Genomic DNA, 18173 nt, shown 5'->3' with positions numbered 1-18173 from the left:
TCCCCGGGTCGTCGGGGCTACGCCCCTCGACCACGGGGCTAAAAAACGAGCACCCCTGACGGGGTGCCCCCCTCCCCCACTCTTCATGATGCGATGGCTGGCTTCTGCACTACTCAAGTGCGTCAACCCTGCCTAACGCCCCTCGACATCCCTTGCGGATGGAGTGCTGACAATCGTTGATAGTATGCGAGCTGCGCTGCCACGACCGAGGATGAGCTCAAGGATGGCAGCGCAGACGTTTTTTTGGTCCTTATATGAGAATGTTGCACGAAGTGCCATTCTCGCACATTTGTTTCAAATGTGCTGAGACTTTGCACGAAGGATGAGATGCAAGGCGCTGAGGATGAGACCGAAAGGAGCGTACTCACGTACGTGACCGAGACCGAATTCCGAAAGCAACGCAGCAGATCGCCTTCGTGCAACAGTCTCTATATATAGGAGTGGTGGGCGGCTATGGGGTGCCGAGATAGTGCGCGAGGACGGCAGTCTGGCGAGGCGTGAAGTTTCGCTTGGGACTGGTCCAGCCGACTAAGGATAGGGCATGGCTGAGGAGCGGATAGCTCTTGATAGACATACGGAGCGCCCTCGAGGCGCTCTGCGGGTGGTAGTCGGGGTAGTACTGTAGCGCTACCTGCTTGACGGGAACGATGCCGCTCAAGTCCCCCTTGAGAGGCTCCCAGCTCTTGATCTCCTCCAGCAGTCGGAGATCGGAGGTACTGAGCATCGGCTCCGGATGTTGTTGTTTTTCTTCTTTCATGGTTTAGTAGTTAAGACATTGCAAAGGTATGTATTATTCATACATTACGCAACACTTGACCTTTTTCTCCTCAAAGAGACAGTAGGTGATCCTAAGAGACAATCACCCCTGAGGCGGATCGTACTTTTGCATCACGATCACCGACAACCCTCTCCGGTCATAGACTCCAAGAGATCAGTACGGCTGCAGACGCTACTGCGAGGAGGAGAGATGCCCGCTCGTGCGGGTGCCGAAGAGGAGCGGGGGATCGCCTACTAATTATTCATCTATTTTGCAATAAAAACTAACTATGGCATTTATCTACAGTGTAACTGAGCGCAAGAACTCCATCCCCAACGCCAAGATGCCCCGCGTGGCTGTCGCCACCTCGCGTATGATGGGCGTCGTGCCTCTCCACCAGATCGCCAAGAGCATCTCGGTGCGGTCTACCGTCCACCGTGCGGACGTCAACGCTGTCCTCACCGTACTGCCGGAGGTGGTCCTGGAGTATCTCTCTCAGGGACTCTCCGTGCGACTGGGCGAGCTGGGCTCCTTTGCCCTACGCTTCCGCAGTAAGGCGGCCGCAAAGGCGGAGGACTTCTCCTCAAGTAATGTGAAGAAGGTCCACATCCGCTACACGCCCAGCCCAATCATGCTGGCGGAGATGGCTACCGTGCCGGTGCGAAGCATCAGCTCCCTCATCGCTGAGAAGAAGAAGGCCGAGGAGGCCAATGAGAAGGCTGAGGAGGGCGTCAAGCCCAAGGAGAATAAGGAGTCGGACCATAGCGGGCTGTGATGCCGGCTCCACTGAAGAGTCCTGAGCCCACTCGTCCGTAGGGCTCACAGGGGTGAGGAGGGTGATACTTCCTCACCCCACCACTACAGTAACACACCTTATATGAAACAAGCGATATGACACAAGTTTACACCGCACCCGTAGCTACCGATAAGCTCACCCCCGACCCCTTAGAAGACTATGGTGGCCCCACACTACTCACCCGCCCCGAGGAGATCAGGCGCACCGAGAGGGCCATTAACCTCTTGGTGATCCACTGCAGCGCCACGCGCAACTGCGACAACTACTCCCCCGAGCAGCTGATCCGAGATCACGTGCAGCGGGGATTTAGGGGGTGCGGGTACCACTACTACATCACGAAGGACGGATCGCTGTATGGCATGCGTCCCGTAGAGCTACCCGGTGCCCACGTGAGGGGCTTCAATAGGCGCTCCATAGGCATCTGCTACGAGGGCGGACTGGACCATAAGTGCGTGCCAGCAGACACCCGCACACCGATGCAGCGACAGGCGCTGACACAGCTGATACACCGCCTGCTGGAGCTCTACCCCGATGCCTACGTCGTGGGTCACCGAGACCTGTCGCGAGACCGAAACCACGATGGGATCATCACGCCGGACGAGTGGACCAAGCTCTGTCCCTGCTTTGACGCCAAGCTCTACAATAAGTCATGGGTCGTCTCCGAGTGAGCATCGCCTGCCTGCTCCTGCTATCCTTGACCGTGGGCTGTAAGGGCAGAGAAAAGGCACTGCGGGCAGAAGTGCAGCACGAGATGAGAGAGATCACAAGTACGGACCTCCGGGACACCGTGGCGATCGAGTGGTGGGGCAATACCCCATCCACTCCTCTATATACCCTGCCGATGCCTGGAACGGCTAAGAAACAAAAGGTGGTACTTGCGAGGCATCAGGTCACCAAGCAGATGGAGCAGACCAAAGCCACGCAGGAGAGGAGGGAGACAACTATAGAGCAACCATTGAGTCACCGGTCCTCCTCCATACGGACCCTTATGGTAGGTCTCTTGATGGGCCTACTGGGGGCGTTGTTACTCAGAATACTATGGCAAAGACTTATCCACACAATACGACTATGAACGAAAGAAACAACCGATTCCGACTGATATGGGCCTCTACGCTCTGCGCCAGCGGCCTGACCCTCCTCTTCACCTCCCTCTGGATGCCCCCTCAGGGGGTCATCGACTCCAGCGTGCTGGTAGCCTACGGCGAGGTGATGACCTTCGTGGGCGGTCTCGTAGGCATCGACTACGTCTACCGCAATAAGGGACAATAGACCCTCCCCTCAGCAATCCCTAAGAGGAATGAGAAACGGGGGTGTGCTGAGATGACTCTCGGCACACCCCCATTAATAAGCGGGTATAGTGAGGGGTTACTCGGTGACGGTGACCGGGATCTCCTCGATCACTCTACCGCCACCCCAGCTGCTGGTAGATAGCTTGATGATCGTCTTGCCGGGCTTGATACCCTTCACGGTGCAAGAGAAGGGCTCTCCCCACCCGCCTCGCGTGTAGAGCGAGGCAAGTGATCCATCCTTGACACTCCACTCGTAGTAGTCCCAGTCATTGGCGTTGAGGACCTCGATCTTGACTGTCTCACCCACACGTACCGTGACGGAGGAGAGGTTGACCCTACCGGAGTGTATCAGGTCGCGGACTCGGACGGTGAGCTCCTTGGTCTCTCCGCTCTTTGTGTCCTTGATGATCAGCTTGCCGTCGCCATTACTCTTGGGCGTAAGGATGATTAGGTCATCTCTCAGCTCGGCGGTGAAGAGTGATTCGTCAGCGGTCAGCTCGTAGGCTCCGTTGCCGGAGATGATCCTGAGGGTGGTGTCGTAGCCCTGGAGTACCTCGACCAACCCATTCTGGAAGTCGAGGAGGAGTGGCTTGAGCGTGATAACCACCTGTACTTCATAGCTCTTCCCGGAGATGTCATCCGTCAGGGTGACTGTCGTCGTACCGGCCTTAATACCGGTGATGACAAACTGCCCCGACTTGTACTCTACGCTGGCGATGGCGGGCTCTGCGCTCTTGGCACCGTAGGTCCCATTGCCGCTGAGGATGCCTATGATACGGCTCTCGCCGTATGGGAAGGTGAGGGGGAGCTCCGGCAGGTCGAGCTTGAAGGCTCTCATAGAGACGGTAATCTCACACTTGCCTACTGCTCCGGTGGCATTATCCTTGACTGAGACCGTGGTGTTGCCTTCCTTGAGACCCACGATGCGGATCCCTGAGGGTACTATCTTGGCGGAGGCAATGGCCTCATCGGCCACCTCAGCGGTGTAGTCGCCACTGCCGGAGAGTACCGATAGGGTAACGTAGCTACCGATGGGTAGCCCGGCATCATACTGAGAGAGCCGGAGGAGCTGCTGTGCTGAGGTGACGGAGACCTTGAGCTGAGCCGTCTGCCCGGACCGGTTGTCTCTCACCACGCCGCTCACCTGGCCATCAGCCTTACCATGGAGTATGATCGTATCTCCATGTGTAACCGCAGTGGCGGTAGTGACCTGAGGGAGTACCACAGAGTAGTCTCCCGACCCTTCCGTGACGATGACCTGGGCGGTCCCGCCACAAGGGACGGTCACCTCGGTGTGGTCGAGGGTGATCGCAGGGGGAGCGTCAGGGATGTCAACGCCGCAGTTACAGGAGCCGAGGAGGAGGGTCAGGGAGAGTGTAAGGGCAGTCAGTAGGGCTGCATTAAGTATCTTATTCATATCCATTGCTGTCTTGGTCATTTAGCCGGGCCCTTGTAGAGTGGTCCCACGAAGTCACAGGACTCTCCGTAGAAGATCTTGGTCACCTCGCTGAGGAATCCGATCTGGCTGCCGTTGTGGAGCGCCTCGGGGTTAAGATTGAAGTACATAAAGAGCCCGAGCCCGGAGCTGAGGACCGACCGAGCCGATGAGGCGGCTCCGGCGACTGCCCATGAGCGATTGGCCTCAATGGATCTATTGCCATACCTGAGCTTAGGCATGTCGATGAAGCTGAGTGAGGAGACACCATAGTCTGACCAGCTGTAGTCGATGTAGTCTATGGCGGACTTCCCGTCCTCATCGGTCAGGTCGGCACGGAAGGGGCTACCGAACTCGTAGTGCGTGATGAGCTTGTCGGGCATAACCTCCTTGAAGGCCTTGACCATCCAGAGGGCAGACATATCGGGGTGCCCGAAGGAGGGGAGCTTCCCGTACTCGGCATACTCCTCATCTATATCCCATCCGTCGATGCCGAGCTTGTCGGTCCACATCTTCGCCTCCTTGGCAAAGTCGAGGGCCTCCTCGTAGCTCTGGAAATTTCTGTACCCTACGCCCTGGTGATTCGGCAGAATGTCGACGATCACCTTGATCCCACGATCTGTCAATGGCTTGATGTAGATCTCGGGGTGCTGTACGATGGGCTGGAGTTTGTCGTTGAAGGAGATGTACCTCCTCCCCTTGACAGCATCGTAATTCATATTGGCTGCAAAGAGCACAATGAAGTCAAATACAGGGAGACGGCTGCCCGTGAGGATGAGATTGCCGTAGTTCCTGATGTCATTATCATTCGTCTCGACATAAGCGACCATCTTCATCGGCTCTGTCCGCTCGGGACCGCCCAAGAGATCCGGGGGGAGTCTCTTCGTCGCCTCGTCCAGCGGGACCACATCCCCGAGGCGATTGATCAGTATGTAGTGGCTCATGGTGTACTCTGCCGCCTGCACCTTGATCGGCAGCACATAGTAGCCATAGTCGAGGTCCTCAATGCCGGTGAGGGCTACCTTGAGGTGCTTGACGAGCGGATCCTTGGCGTCATCGACCCACTCGGTGGTGCTGTGCTCCTCCGAGAGGAGAGAGAAGGTGCCTAAGTGGGTGAAGTGCTCCAGCTTGTCGGTGATCGAGCTGACCTCCTCGTCTGTCGTAGGAAGCAGCTGCACGGTGCAGCCCTTATAGGGGAGAGCCACCCTCAGGTCCACCGTCCTGGAGTGGTAGACACTCGTGAATTGCTCGTCTCCATCCTGAGAGGAGATTGAGTAGGGCTTGAGGGCGGGAGTGGTTGCCGACTGCGTGGGAGCAGGGAGCAGGATGGGCTCCTGCTGACTACACCCAGTCAGCAACGATGCCGTCAGCATCGCAAGAGCCACCAGCCCTGAGACGGTATATCTTCTTTTCATCGAAATAATCATCGTAAAGTTTCTATTACTCAATAGTGATGGGCGAGGACTCCTCGTAGATCTCCACGGGCTGATCGCCACTCTTGCCGGCTTGACCCTTCAGCAGGAGGTCGTAGTTGTTGCCGGTGGCATCGGTGACGACGGAGCCGTCAGCTGCGATCATACGCCAGTAGGCGAGTAGTCCACTGGACTTGGCGTCCACCTTGTACATATTATCCTTGATCTCCTCAGCACTCCTGGCCACAGACCATACACGGGTCTCGGAGAGTCGAGCCTGGATGCCACGCCCTTGGCTCCAGCTCCGACCGATCAGGAAGGGATTGCCACCTGATAGTGAGCCTCTCTTGGGGAATGTCGCCTTGAGGTCGCCATTGATGTACACCCTGGTGATCCCATCGGCACAGGTCATGGCGATGTGGTACCACTTACTGGTCTCAAAGGTAAAGTCAACCCTTGTGCCATTGGCCTGCAGTTGGTTGCCGGGGACGCCGCTGTCGCCAAATCTCAGGAGCGTGCCTCCCTCGACACCCATCAGGGTGGAGATGCTTGCCTCTCCGGGATCCTCCGGGGTGCGGAATTTCTCCACGTTGATCAGCGTCTCTAAGGTCATGGCCTCGTCCCCCTTGGAGCCGAAGGGCTGTGCCAAGGTGAAGTAGAGGTCACGGGTGAGGCGAACTGACTTTAGGATGTCATCGGACTCGACGAAGCGCTCTACGGTAAAGAGAGCGATGCTGTGTATCGGGCGTATCACCTTGCTGCACTCAACCTCGGTCAGCGCGATGGCAAAGAGATACTTGGTATTGGGCTCCAAGGTCTCAGGGACACCGGCCTTGATCGTGAAGTTGTCGGAGTAGGTTGCTCCCTTCTTCACCACGACCTGCTCCGGAAGAGTGATCAAGGAGGGGTCGAGGAGCTTGTACGCCTGTCCCTGTAGCTGCTGGTAGCGGTCTGCAGCCTCCTTATCCACGGCGAGGGTCACCTTGCGGGTCTCCTCTGCGGGTCTGAAGAGCTGCACATTCATCACTACGTCCTGTGATGTGATCTCCGGGTCGCTGATCACGAAGCTGGTGATCTTGTAGGGGGAGGACTGGCTCATCTTACCATCGTCCTTCACCAGATTGAGCACCGCAGCGGTGTCGCCGGTGAGAGAGCCGGGCTCGAGGTCACTCTTGCTGTCGCATGCCGCCAAGCCGAGTGCCAGGAGGGCAGAGAGGAGAAGTGAGTTCAGAGTTATCTGTTTCATGGCATTCGGTTTACTTCGTTAGACTATTGGCATTGATCAGATCCCTGAGGAGAGCAAAGCCCTCCGTGCCGGACTTATTGCCGGCGTCCACCTCGATGTGATCGAAGGCGACTCCGGCCTTATTGGCAGACGTCCAGTGGATAAGCTCCCTGTCCCTTGAGATCTTGTCGGCAGAGAAGATAGGGCTGTCGGGGTAGCCGATGGTGTTTTTCTTATCCGAGAGATCGATGGTGGGGACAAATCGACTGCCGGACCACAGTGATGCCTGCTCGGTAAAGTGTGCGAGGGTGGGGTCGACTGCGGTGCAGCTGTAGAGCACCCAGGTCGCTTTCTCCACAAAGGAGGCAGCCTCCGCATAAGGGCTCTCAACGGCGATGAGGTAGTTAGCCCTCTGCGAGGAGGCACGCTTGTAGAGGTCAGCGAGGATATCGGTGATCTCAGCCTTGTCAAAGAGCGCAAAGTCCACGGGGAGCTTGATCGAGTAGCCATCGAAGGACCCCACAGAGAGCAGCCCGAGACCTCTGACGATCTCCTGCCGAGCAGACAGGAGCCACTTGTCATGCAGCTCCTTGGTCACTCTCTCAGTCATGGCGGACAGCTCCTTCTCCCTCTCCTCGGGTGTCACCTCGGTCGCAGCGGCAGCCCACTTGGCATTTAGGCTCATTCGCTCCTTAGTGAGCTGTCGGTCGAGCTCCTTGGAGCCGCTGACATCGTACTGACTGAGATCCATGCCGAGGAGTACCCTGGTGTGCTTGGCACTCTGAGCGCTTGCGAGGTCGTAGCTCTGAGTGGAGGTGAGCTCATCCGTCACCCCCTTGAGGATCACCACGTCAAGGCTGTCCGGGGTCTCCGACAGCCAGTGGAGTGGTTGCTTGCACCAGTCGTGCATCATCCCGATGACTATGGGACGAGAGAAAATATCAGCCTTGTACTGCCTGACGACCTTGTCTGCCGGACGGAGTACGGGAGCCTCCACGGGGATGGGCTCCTGCGTGGTCCAGTCCGCACAGCTGCCGAGGGCCAGAAGTGGCAGCAGGAGTGCGATGAAATATCTATTCTTATTCATACAATACTATCTTGATAATAGGAGGGATTACTTCTTGAGTGCCCACCAGAGATCGGTGGCGTGTGTATCCGGACCATTCAGAGAGGGGAGGATGGCATTCACATTCTCCAGGTTGTTGACCTTCTCTTTATTGGAGAAAGCGAAGCGCCTCATGCCGCCATAGTCCTTGCCATCGGCTCTGCACACGATGTCCTGACAGTCCTTGCTCTCATTGATGGTAGCGGTGAGGAGATTGGGATACCCGGTGCGGCGCCACTCGGACCACGCCTCGATGGTGTTGTAGGGGAAGAGCGCGATCCACTTCTGGGTGATGATCTGCGCCAGCTCCCTCTCCTTGTCACCGGCAGCAGCATCCCACGAGACTGTGATATCGGACGAGAATGAGGGGACATCTGCATCGGGGAAGACGAGATCCTGGAAGCCTCCTCTGGTCTCCACACTGGAGAGATAGTCGCCTACCTCTACGCCCCACTGCTCGCAGGAGAGGCGGATCCCCTCCTCATAGTACTCGCGAGCACTCTTGTCGCCAACGCTCCAGCCGAGCAGCTTACCCTCAGCTCTGAGGAAAGAGACCTCGGCGGCTGTGATCAGGTAGATGGGCGAGTCTTTTGCGACATTCACACGAGAGTACTCATCCTGCTTAGGATCGCCCTTAAAGCCCTTAACGGGCGGCACGTGAAGGCCGAAGGGCTTCTCTCCACGTACGGCAGTGAAGTAGGCGGAGGTGCGCGGATCGCCAAAGGCAAGCATATATTCCACGATATCAGCCCCTACGCGCGAGTCGTTCCAGTCATTCATCTTGACAGCAGGGTTGTCGATCGATGGCAGGGCAGCCGTCAGGTCATTGCTCTCGATGACGCCCTTCTGCACCGCATACTCTGCATACTCCTTGGCCATGGAGGGAGCCACACCGGAGATGCGGATCGCCATGCGCAGCATCAGCGAGCGACCATAGGTGGCCCACTTATGCATGTCGCCGCCATAGACCTCATCGTAGTCCTTGTACGAGAGGTCACCCACGGGAGTCTCGTCAAGCGCCTCTACGGCTGTCTTGAGATCAGCGAGCATGGCGGTATAGAGCTCCTCCTCAGTATCGTAGGGGACGCGGAGATCCACTCCGGTGACCTTGGAGTAGGGTACCGGCCCGTAGCAGTCTGCCACGCGGTGGACTATGGCGACGCGGAGGAGGGTGCCGAGCGCAAAGTAGGGCTTAGTCATATCGCCCTCGCTCTTCCGCTTCAGGACATTGTACTGAGTGTAGAGGTGTCCCCCGAAGGTGTCGTCAAAGGGGTAGTCATTCCATCCCTGCCTTGGGGCATAGCGGGCAAAGTCGGAGGTGAAATTGGGAGAGCCGACAAAGCCGGACAAGACACCCGGGAGGTCGTAGTCCATCTGGTAGCCGTTTTCCTGATTGGGGATGACCCAGTTGATGAGCTGGTACAGCTCTGCACCACCGATGGGGATACGGGACATCTCTGCCTCCGTGATGCCTGAGAGATCTTTATTGTAGTCCTCAAACTTTTTCGTGCAGGCGCTTACGAGGAGCGTGAAGCCCAAAAAAGCGGTGAGGGTGAGATTTATATTTTTCATAAAAGCTCAAGTGTGTGACTTAGAAATTGAGACTTAGACTAAATCCGAGAGTCCTCTGGGACGGCAGCATAAAGTAGTCCATACCCTGGTTGTAATTGGCCGTCGAGGAGACAGACTCGGGATCGAAGGGAGCATTATTGTATATGAAGCACAGGTTCCTCCCATAGAGGGACAGCGTGGCATCGGAGATGAAAATGGATGCGGGGAACTTGTATCTGTAGGAGATGTGGAGGTCCTGCAGACGGAAGTTGGTGGCATCGTAGACGTAGTACTGTGCCAGGCGATTCATACCCCGCGCGATGAAGTAGCTCTGAGGATCAATAGGTCTGCCATCGACCGGTACAAAGCCGAGATCCCTCGCTGCAGCAGTCGCCTCAGAGACGCCATAGTGGTCGAGGGCTGCCTGAGTCATGGATACGACCACGCCTCCGACACGGCCGGTAAGGGCAAAGCCCAAGCTCAGTCCCTTGTAGGATAGCTCGTTGGTCCAGCCGAGGTTGTGGCTCGGGAGCACACTGCCGAGCTTAACCATCTGGTCGTCCTTGAAGTTGGAGACACTCAGGGAGCCATTCTTATTGACCAGCACCCGTCCCTTAGCGTCTCGCGTAAAGTCCTGTGTGGTGTAGATGTCACCGAGTGAGCCACCCTTCTTGAGGATATAGTGCATCGAGCCCATGCTGTTCATGTCGAGGAAGGGCTGTGACTCCTGCTCCTTCGTGAGGGGGTTGTAGTAGTTATCGGCCAGCTCCACGATCTTATTGTGATTGTATCCGTAGGTGAAGTTGCCGTCGTAGCGGAAGCCCTCATCCTTGCCCAGGTGAAGTCCCAGGGCAAGCTCCACACCCTGGTTGCGTACGCTACCGGTCTGGATGTAGACGGCATCGTAGCCGGAGGAGGGAGAGGCGGCGACGCGCAGGGTCTGATTGTTGGTATCAGTCAGGTACCAACTTCCGTCGAGGGTGAGGAGGCCGTTAAACCAACGAGAGGAGATACCGACCTCGTACGAGTTGGTACGCTCCGGATAGAGCTGACCGATGGGGAAGTAGGTCTGGGTCTTGTACTTCTTGCTGTCCTCATCCGGGAGGTATACCGGGGTCGTCAGACCGCGCTGGAATGGTGAGGCGACCGAACTGTACGCAAGGCGCACCTTGAAGTAATTGAGCACCGGACGGATCCTCTGGTAGGTCTCCTCATCAAGCATCTCGGTAATGACACCGGAGAGACCCACGGAAGGGTAGAAGAACGACTTCTGGGGCGAATTGGCGAGCTGTGATGCCCAGTCATTACGTCCCGTGAGGGTCAGGTAGAGGTAGGAGTTGAGCCCCAGCTCCACGCTCCCGAAGATACTCTGCGTCTGCTCGATCCATCCGTGAGGGATCGGCTTGGTCTTCTGGGCACCCTGGTCGATATTGAAGATATTGAAGACGTTGGGGATACCAGCCTCACGCAGCGGACCGCCATACGTTGTGTCGTCGTAGCGGGTGTCCTGGATGGAGGCACCGAGGGTGGCATTGACATTGAGCCGCCAGTCATTCTGCAGCTCAAATCCCTTATTTACCGTCGTAAGGAGGTCGGCGTAGGTCTGGCTCTCGCTTCCCTTCAGCTCGCCATAGTAGCCATTCTTGCTGACGTCATGGGTCTTCTCGGTCGTCGCGTAGCGCTTGTCCGTAGACTTGACGAGCGTGCGATCCCACCGGACACGACCGGCGACGTTCCAGAAGTCCGACTCGGACCACTTCATGATGTCGTACTTGGCATTCAGCCCCAGGATGTAGCGCTCGCGCTTGGTGCCGCGGAGGTTTCTGTACGCAATCCAGTAGGGGTTTTGGAGGGTGTAGTCCCCGTTGCCGTAGGCCCAGTTTTGGACATAAATGTTGCGGCTGGGGTCGGCTTTCTCAAAGTTCTTGACCGACTCCAAGCTCTCGCTCCTCGGCATGAGGTAAGCGGCCACGAGGGGGTTCATATACTCACCCTGGTTGATGAGGTTCATATGGTCCTCGAATACAAGACCTGCCGAGGTGCCGATATTCAAGCGATCCTCAAGGAAGGAGGTGTTATTGCGTGCCGACAGGTTGTATCTATTGTAGCTGTTATTAGGCACGAGACCTTTCGTCGTGGTCACACTGCCGGAGACGTAGGTCTGGTTGCGCTCCGTACCTCCGGAGACGGAGATGGAGTGCGTCATATTGGATGCCGTGCGGAAGAAGTCATCCACATCCCATCTCGGGTCGCCCTCCGGGATCAGCGAGCCCCAGGAGAGGAGGTTGCCCTGACTGCCGTAGCGATTCTGAAACTCCGGCAGGATCATCGGTCGCCCGAAGTCCATATTCATGGCGTAGGAGACCTTGGGCGCTCCCGCCTGACCCTTCTTCGTGGTGATGAGGATGGCACCATTGGCAGCTGCCGATCCATAGAGGGCGGCTGCGGAGGCGCCGGTAAGGACAGAGATCGAGGCGATATCGTCAGGGTTGATGTCCGCAGCACTCTCCGTAGAGCCGGAGGAGGAGAAGCGACCTGAGCCCTGCTCCTGGGTCAGGGAGTAGATCGGCACGCCATCGATCACGTAGAGGGCGTTATTATTGCCCTGGATGGACTTGGTACCTCTCATGACCACCCTTGCGGCACTTCCCATACCGGCGGAGCTGGTATTGATGGTGACACCGGCGATCTTGCCGTTGAGAGAGTTGACAAAGTTGGGGTCCTTACGGGAGCTGAGCTGGTCGCCCTTGATCTCTTGGACATTGTAGGCGAGAGCCTTGGTCTGACGCTTGATGCCGAGAGCGGTAACGACGACCTCATCGAGGAGCTCGCTATCCTCCTTGAGGACTACCGTCAGAGAGGTGCGTCCATTCAGAGGGACCTCGATCGTCTTATATCCCACGTAGGAGATGCGTAGCGTAGCGTCGGAGGGGACTTCGGCTATCTGGAAGTTTCCATCAATGTCAGTCATTGCTCCCATATTGGCCTGCCCGATGACGACCACCGTGGCGCTGATGATGGGCTCATTCTGCTCGTCCACTACATGGCCCTTCACTGTGAGCTTGCTCTGCGCCGACAGCGGAAGAGCAAACACCAAGCACATAAGCAGCAGAAGGAAATGCCTGCTTTGGAGTGATAGTAGATTCTTCATTATAAAGTTGTAAAAGGTAAAAACTCCGATTCGTATGCAGAGTATCCGGCGGAGGCTGTGGTGATGACTCATACCGGGCCTACATATGGTCTACTGAGGGGTGGTGACCCTCTTTGGCGCAAAGTTAATCAATCTTTTTCCTAACCCACAGACTTAACGTCCCTTTGGGAGCTAGGGAGGCGCTGCGTGGGATAGGGCGGAATGTAGTACCTTTGGGAAAAGTGAATGCGATAGAGTATGACTACAGGTAAGACGATATTTCTCCCACAGATCAAGCGGAGCCTCGCGACGGAGGAGCTGCTGAGCCCGGCGGAGGTCTTTGACCGATTCCGCGAGGACTTTGAGGCGATCGGCATCAGTGATGCCCTTGCCACCACGATGAATAATCACCCATGGGCACTCCAGAGGCCCATCGTGGAGTCCTGCCGGCTCACCTTTGCGGACTACTGCTCGGAGGAGGGCAGCAGAGCCTATATCAGGACCCTGGCACTGCTGCTCACTGCTGCCGCAAGGGAGCTGAAACTGCCTACCCTGAAGCTCGAATTTGCCCTCGCCAAGGGCTACTACGGCACCATCGGTGACCGACGGCCGACGACGGAGGAGCTGGAGCGGGTGCGTGCCTGCATCCAGAGGTACATCGATGCTGACCTGCCGATAAATAGGGTGAGGCTCTTTGCCGAGGAGGCGATCAAGTATATGGAGGAGAAGGGGGACGTCGACACTGCAGCGCTCATCAGCGACTCCGGGCGCTACTCCGTGATCCTCTGGGAGCTGCAGGGCGACTACTACTATATCCTCCACCAGGTGCTGTTGCGGACGGGGCAGCTCCACCTCTTTGACCTCGAGCCGGCCAATGATGGCTTCCTCATCCGGGTGCCGGATCGCCGGGATCCCACAAAGCTCGCCGAGAAAGAGCTGCAGCCCAAGCTCTTCAAGGCCCTTGACTCGCAGCATCGGCTCATCACCGGCCTGAGCGTGGAGGACGTGACGCCGCTCAATCTCCTGATCCGCTCCGGTAAAGCCACGCAGATGATCCAGGTGGCGGAGGCTCAGCAGGAGAAGCAGATCGCTGCCATCGCCTCCCACATCGCTCGACTGCATCGGGACAAAGGGGTGTCGGCGGTGCTGATCTCGGGACCCTCATCGTCGGGGAAGACCACCTTCTCCCGCCGCCTGACGACCCAGTTGCTGACACACCTCATCCGGCCCTATCCGATCTCGCTTGATGACTTCTATGTCAATCGGGCGATCACCCCGCACAACGAGGCGGGACAGCCGGATTACGAGTCGGTCTATGCCCTTGACCTGCCCTTCCTCAGGGAGACGCTGCGGGGGCTGGTCCGGGGAGAGGAGATGCCGATGCCGCGGTACGACTTTGTCCTCGGTGAGCGGGTGATGGACCCGAGGAATACGCTTCAGCTCACCGAGCAGGATATGATCATCATCGAGGGGATCCACGGGCTCAACCCGATCATCCTGACTGATGCCGTGGAGGCATCGTCGTACAAGATCTACGTCTCCGCCCTGACAGCCATCTCTTACGACAAGCACAATTGGCTCAGCACAAGCGACAACCGCCTGCTGCGTCGGATGGTGAGGGATGTGAAGTACCGAAACAAACCGCCCGAGGAGACGCTTACCTCCTGGCCCGATGTGCGTGCCGGTGAGGAGAAGTGGGTCTTCCCCTACCAGGAGGAGGCGGACGTGATCTTCAATAGCGCCATGGTCTACGAGCTCGGTGCGCTGAGGCAGCAGGCAGAGCTGGCGATCAGTCGGGTGCCGGAGATGAGTCCGGTCTATCCGGTGGCGGCTCGGCTCCTGCGGGAGCTGCGCTTCTTCGATCCGATCCCGGAGAAGCTGCTCCCTCACGGGTCGCTCCTGAGGGAGTTCATCGGCGGCAGCAGCTATCGGGACCGATAACCTACTTCTCTTCTCCTATGACACAGAAAGCAACGGTAAGCGATCTCGTCTACCACTCCAAGCATATCGACATCCTGCGCTACCGGGTCCCCGGCTGGGAGTCTCTGGAGCCACAGGCTCAGCGCTACGTCTACCATCTCGCCGAGGCGTGCCTCTACGGCCGGGACATCCTCTACCTGCAGCACCACCCGATGTCGCTCGCCGCACGGGCGATCCTTGAGGCGATCTGGGAGCAGGGGACCTTCCGCAATCACGATATGGAGGACTACCTGACGCAGCTCTGGATGTACTCCGGCTTCCACCACCACTACAAGGAGACCAAGACGGTCCCCGCCTTTAGCCGGACCTACTTCCACGAGGCGGTGCTGCAGCTGCCGTACGATGTGGAGGCGTACCTCGAGGCACAGGGCTTCACCCTTGACGCACTGGAGGAGATGATCTTTGACCCGAGAAAGGCCCCCCTTCGCCGTGCGGACGGGGATCGGGAGACCTTAGTGGAGCGGTCAGCGGTCAATTTCTACGGCCCCGGTGTCACCACAGCGGAGGCGCTGGAGTTTTACGAAAAGCGAAAAGACAAGTACCGCATCGCCCCAGGACTGAATAGCCGGCTTGTGAAGGATGAAAAAGGCGAGCTGCGGGAGCTGACCGCCTACACCGACGGGCTCTACGGCGACGCCCTGCAGGCGATCGTCCGACAGCTTACTGCAGCGCTCTCCTACGCCCCAAGCGAAGCGGCAAGGGAGACCCTCCGGACGCTGATCGCCTACTACGAGAGCGGGGACATCGATGCCTTTGCCGACTACAGCGAGGCTTGGGTGCGGCTGCTGGAGCCGGTAGACCTGATCCACGGATTTATCGAGACCTATGAGGATCCGCTCGGGCTGAAGGGCTCCTACGAGGGGATCGTGGAGCTGGAGGATCCCGAGGGCACCGAGCGGGTGCGCCGGATCGTCGAGCTGGCGGGCTACTTTGAGCAGCAGTCGCCCATCGACGAAGCCTACAAGCGGACAGAGCCCCTCGGCCGTGCCGCCCGCGCTATCGACGTGGTGATGCTGGCCGGTGACAGCTACCCCGCCTCGCCACTTGGGATCAACCTCCCCAATGACGAGCGGATGCGGGCCGAGGTGGGGAGCAAGAGCGTCACCCTCTCTAATATCTCCCTCGCCATCGACCGCTACCGCAGCGCTGCCTCGATCGACCTTTTCTATCACGGTGAGGAGGTGAAGGAGCGGCTGAGGCGCTATGGTGCCGAGGCGGACATGCTCCACACCGACCTCCACGAGATCATCGGTCACGGCTCGGGGAAGCTCCTCCCCGGCATCTCGGGTGCCGACCTGAGGGAGTACGACTCCTGCATCGAGGAGGCAAGGGCGGATATCAATGCCCTCTACTTCATCGCCGACCCGAAGCTGGTCGAACTGGGGATCCTGCCCTCGCCTGACGCTTATCGGGCGGAGTACGACCGCTACCTCACCTCCGCCCTCATCACTCAGCTCTCCCGCCTCGGGGAGGACACCGTGCTGAGGGAGGCGCATATGCAAAACCGCGCCCTCATCGCCCGCTACGCCCTGCAGTACCCGGAGGCGGTGACCCTGGAGGCGATCAAGGGGGAGCACTTCGTCCTCATCCACGACTACGATCGGCTGAGAGAGATCTTTGGTGAGCTACTGCGAGAGCTGCAGCGCATCAAGAGCTGGGGTGACTACGAGGCGGCTGCTGACCTGGTTGCCCGCTTTGGCACCGAGGTGGATCCGGAGCTGAGGGAGGAGGCGATCCGGCGCGACCGAGCCACCGGCATGGCACCCTATATCGGCTTTGTCAATCCCCGCCTCTCGCTCCGCGGGGAGAGCGTGGAGATCGACTACACCGAGGGATTTATCGAGCAAAACCTCCGCTACAGCGAGCAGTACCGCACGCTGGCACTGCCCTTAGAGGGTTTTCTCCGTAAGGAGCACAAGGTCTACGGCGAGGGGAAGTGGCACGACAGGCTCAATGCGATCCGGCAGCGACTCCGCAAGCGGATGAGTGGCGATGTCTCTAAGAGTATGCGCGACAAGGGGCTGCAGTATGGGATCAACTTTGGCGTCAGTCTGCCCGACCTGCGCGAGATCGCTGCAGAGCAGCCCCGCGACCGCTCCCTTGCCGACCTGATGTGGACGAAGGAGGTCCGCGAGATGCGCCTCCTCTCCCTGATGATCCGCCCCCGGGAGGAGCTGACCCGCAAGGATCTCCTCTCGCTCGCGGGCGAGTGTCGCACGATCGAGGAGGCGGAGCAATTTGTCACCCTCCTGCTGATCGGCTCCGGTGAGGAGGAGAGGGTGGCTACGGAGGTGGCGAAGCAGTCCCCCGAGGCGGTCCTGCCGTGGGTCGTGCTGACCCGTCTCGCCGTTGCCGGTAGCGCCTCTACCCGCTTCGTCAAGCACTCTCTCGACCGCGCCGAGGAGGTGCTCTCCGAGGAGCGACCGCTCCAGGCGACCTACATCCTCCGTGCACTCTCCCGCCTCGCCGAGCGTCAGCCCGAGATGCGACAGCGCATAGCACGCTTCGCCAATGCCCGTGCTAAGGAGGAAGACCCGCTCCGCAAGGGGGTGGGGGAAGAATTGACCGAACTGCTGGAGTACCTCAGATAGTGAACGTACAGATAGAGTCCTCGTGGAAGGAGGTGCTAAGGGAAGACTTCGAGCAACCCTACTTCCGACAGCTGACCGACCGAGTGCGGCGGGCCTACGCTGAGGGGCAGTGCTTCCCGCCCGCTCCCCTGATCTTCAATGCCTTCAACCTCTGCCCCTTTAACCAAGTCAAGGTGGTGATCGTCGGGCAAGACCCTTACCACAACGTTGGGCAGGCAATGGGCCTTGCCTTCTCCGTCCCAAGGGGGGTGATGATCCCGCCGTCTCTCGACAATATATATAAGGAACTGGCCGATGACCTTGAGGTGAAGAAGCCCCTCTCCGGGGACCTCACCCACTGGGCGCGACAGGGCGTCTTCCTCCCCAATGCGACCCTCACCGTCACCGCCCACCAGCCGCGCAGCCACCACGGCTGGGGCTGGGAGCACTTCACGGACCGGGCGATAGAGCTCCTCGCTGAGCGGCGGGAGCATCTTGTCTTCATCCTCTGGGGGTCGGATGCGCAGCAGAAGGCGCGCCTCATCGACCCCGAGCGCCACCGGATCCTCCGTGCGCCACACCCCTCGCCCCTAAGTGCCTACCGAGGCTTCTTCGGCAGCAAGCCCTTCTCCAAGACCAACGACTACCTCCTCCGCCACCACCTCCCCCTCATCCGCTGGGTGGAGGGCTGAGCAAGCACAAGGCAGAGCCCACCATCTCCCGTCCTATACACAGGCTCTCCCCGGTGACCTGTGACACGCAAGGAAGAGGAGGGATGATGTGAGCTCATATGCTTCCTACGGCTTGATCTTGTACTCCCGGAGGATCAGTTACTGGATGAAGACCTTTGCGAAATGGTCTTTCGCCAAAAAAACTGTGCTTTTTTTGGCGGAGACTTTGCAGAATGCCCCAGATGCAAGGAA

Annotated in this window: 14 protein-coding genes; 7 read left to right on the top strand and 7 right to left on the bottom strand. The window is 58.5% G+C overall.

The window, feature by feature from the left end; translation table 11 throughout:
* Window positions 1–451 precede the first annotated feature (451 nt).
* Window positions 452–757, bottom strand: a complete 306-nt coding sequence (locus HMPREF2890_RS06805; protein ID WP_083289861.1) for a DUF4248 domain-containing protein — start codon at window positions 755–757, stop codon at window positions 452–454.
* Between the two features lie 289 nt (window positions 758–1046).
* Between HMPREF2890_RS06805 and HMPREF2890_RS06795 the strand changes: the two genes are divergently transcribed.
* The 4 genes from HMPREF2890_RS06795 (at window position 1047) to HMPREF2890_RS06780 (ending at window position 2822) form a co-directional block, all read left to right on the top strand.
* The gene (locus HMPREF2890_RS06795; protein WP_070466920.1) at window positions 1047–1532 is read left to right on the top strand and encodes an HU family DNA-binding protein; all 486 of its coding nucleotides are present in this window, start codon (window positions 1047–1049) and stop codon (window positions 1530–1532) included.
* Between the two features lie 116 nt (window positions 1533–1648).
* Window positions 1649–2221 carry an N-acetylmuramoyl-L-alanine amidase gene (locus HMPREF2890_RS06790; RefSeq protein WP_083289860.1) on the top strand — a complete coding sequence of 191 codons (573 nt, stop codon included), beginning with the start codon at window positions 1649–1651 and terminating at the stop codon, window positions 2219–2221.
* The gene (locus tag HMPREF2890_RS06785) at window positions 2203–2625 is read left to right on the top strand and encodes a hypothetical protein (RefSeq protein WP_070466918.1); all 423 of its coding nucleotides are present in this window, start codon (window positions 2203–2205) and stop codon (window positions 2623–2625) included. The genes HMPREF2890_RS06790 and HMPREF2890_RS06785 overlap by 19 nt, the downstream gene beginning before the upstream one ends.
* A complete protein-coding gene (locus HMPREF2890_RS06780; RefSeq protein WP_070466916.1) occupies window positions 2622–2822 on the top strand; it encodes a hypothetical protein in 201 nt (66 codons plus the stop codon). The genes HMPREF2890_RS06785 and HMPREF2890_RS06780 overlap by 4 nt, the downstream gene beginning before the upstream one ends.
* Window positions 2823–2918: 96 nt before the next feature.
* Here the strand turns inward: HMPREF2890_RS06780 and HMPREF2890_RS06775 are convergent, their stop codons facing one another.
* From HMPREF2890_RS06775 to HMPREF2890_RS06750, 6 genes are read right to left on the bottom strand one after another with little or no spacing between them, the layout of a single operon-like run.
* Window positions 2919–4259: a pilus assembly protein N-terminal domain-containing protein gene (locus HMPREF2890_RS06775; protein ID WP_148130712.1), complete on the bottom strand. Its 1341-nt coding sequence runs from the start codon at window positions 4257–4259 to the stop codon at window positions 2919–2921.
* A 17-nt stretch (window positions 4260–4276) separates the two neighbouring features.
* Window positions 4277–5692 (bottom strand): glycoside hydrolase family 18 protein, encoded by a 1416-nt coding sequence (locus HMPREF2890_RS06770; RefSeq protein WP_070466911.1) that lies wholly within the window; start codon window positions 5690–5692, stop codon window positions 4277–4279.
* A 25-nt stretch (window positions 5693–5717) separates the two neighbouring features.
* On the bottom strand, window positions 5718–6935 hold the full coding sequence (locus HMPREF2890_RS06765; protein ID WP_070466908.1) for a DUF1735 and LamG domain-containing protein: 1218 nt from the start codon (window positions 6933–6935) through the stop codon (window positions 5718–5720).
* Between the two features lie 10 nt (window positions 6936–6945).
* Window positions 6946–8001: a hypothetical protein gene (locus HMPREF2890_RS06760; RefSeq protein WP_070466906.1), complete on the bottom strand. Its 1056-nt coding sequence runs from the start codon at window positions 7999–8001 to the stop codon at window positions 6946–6948.
* A gap of 27 nt (window positions 8002–8028) precedes the next feature.
* Entirely contained in the window at window positions 8029–9591 is a 1563-nt protein-coding gene (locus tag HMPREF2890_RS06755; protein WP_070466904.1) for a SusD/RagB family nutrient-binding outer membrane lipoprotein, read from the bottom strand.
* Window positions 9592–9610: 19 nt separating this feature from the next.
* Entirely contained in the window at window positions 9611–12721 is a 3111-nt protein-coding gene (locus HMPREF2890_RS06750) for a SusC/RagA family TonB-linked outer membrane protein (RefSeq protein WP_070466901.1), read from the bottom strand.
* Between the two features lie 237 nt (window positions 12722–12958).
* Here HMPREF2890_RS06750 and HMPREF2890_RS06745 point away from each other — a divergent pair, with 237 nt between their 5' ends.
* From HMPREF2890_RS06745 to ung, 3 genes are read left to right on the top strand one after another with little or no spacing between them, the layout of a single operon-like run.
* Window positions 12959–14641, top strand: coding sequence for a nucleoside kinase (locus tag HMPREF2890_RS06745; RefSeq protein ID WP_083289859.1), 1683 nt, complete (start codon window positions 12959–12961; stop codon window positions 14639–14641).
* 17 nt (window positions 14642–14658) lie between these two features.
* On the top strand, window positions 14659–17271 hold the full coding sequence (locus HMPREF2890_RS06740; protein ID WP_070466899.1) for a dipeptidyl-peptidase 3 family protein: 2613 nt from the start codon (window positions 14659–14661) through the stop codon (window positions 17269–17271).
* Window positions 17271–17942 (top strand): uracil-DNA glycosylase, encoded by a 672-nt coding sequence (gene ung, locus HMPREF2890_RS06735; protein ID WP_070466897.1) that lies wholly within the window; start codon window positions 17271–17273, stop codon window positions 17940–17942. The genes HMPREF2890_RS06740 and ung overlap by 1 nt, the downstream gene beginning before the upstream one ends.
* Window positions 17943–18173: the final 231 nt, after the last annotated feature.

Origin of the sequence: Porphyromonas sp. HMSC065F10, assembly GCF_001808555.1 — a bacterium.
In the GTDB taxonomy this organism is placed as follows: domain Bacteria; phylum Bacteroidota; class Bacteroidia; order Bacteroidales; family Porphyromonadaceae; genus Porphyromonas_A.
The sequence above is the reverse complement of the archived record's forward strand: the minus strand, read 5'-3'. Positions and strand labels throughout refer to the sequence as shown.

Excerpts from the sequence above, each read along its gene's own strand:
- HMPREF2890_RS06805 (WP_083289861.1), bottom strand. The coding sequence starts at position 757 with ATGAAAGAAGAAAAACAACAACATCCGGAGCCGATGCTCAGTACCTCC.
- HMPREF2890_RS06795 (WP_070466920.1), top strand. The coding sequence starts at position 1,047 with ATGGCATTTATCTACAGTGTAACTGAGCGCAAGAACTCCATCCCCAAC.
- HMPREF2890_RS06790 (WP_083289860.1), top strand. The coding sequence starts at position 1,649 with ATGACACAAGTTTACACCGCACCCGTAGCTACCGATAAGCTCACCCCC.
- HMPREF2890_RS06785 (WP_070466918.1), top strand. The coding sequence starts at position 2,203 with ATGGGTCGTCTCCGAGTGAGCATCGCCTGCCTGCTCCTGCTATCCTTG.
- HMPREF2890_RS06780 (WP_070466916.1), top strand. The coding sequence starts at position 2,622 with ATGAACGAAAGAAACAACCGATTCCGACTGATATGGGCCTCTACGCTC.
- HMPREF2890_RS06775 (WP_148130712.1), bottom strand. The coding sequence starts at position 4,259 with ATGAATAAGATACTTAATGCAGCCCTACTGACTGCCCTTACACTCTCC.
- HMPREF2890_RS06770 (WP_070466911.1), bottom strand. The coding sequence starts at position 5,692 with ATGAAAAGAAGATATACCGTCTCAGGGCTGGTGGCTCTTGCGATGCTG.
- HMPREF2890_RS06765 (WP_070466908.1), bottom strand. The coding sequence starts at position 6,935 with ATGAAACAGATAACTCTGAACTCACTTCTCCTCTCTGCCCTCCTGGCA.
- HMPREF2890_RS06760 (WP_070466906.1), bottom strand. The coding sequence starts at position 8,001 with ATGAATAAGAATAGATATTTCATCGCACTCCTGCTGCCACTTCTGGCC.
- HMPREF2890_RS06755 (WP_070466904.1), bottom strand. The coding sequence starts at position 9,591 with ATGAAAAATATAAATCTCACCCTCACCGCTTTTTTGGGCTTCACGCTC.
- HMPREF2890_RS06750 (WP_070466901.1), bottom strand. The coding sequence starts at position 12,721 with ATGAAGAATCTACTATCACTCCAAAGCAGGCATTTCCTTCTGCTGCTT.
- HMPREF2890_RS06745 (WP_083289859.1), top strand. The coding sequence starts at position 12,959 with ATGACTACAGGTAAGACGATATTTCTCCCACAGATCAAGCGGAGCCTC.
- HMPREF2890_RS06740 (WP_070466899.1), top strand. The coding sequence starts at position 14,659 with ATGACACAGAAAGCAACGGTAAGCGATCTCGTCTACCACTCCAAGCAT.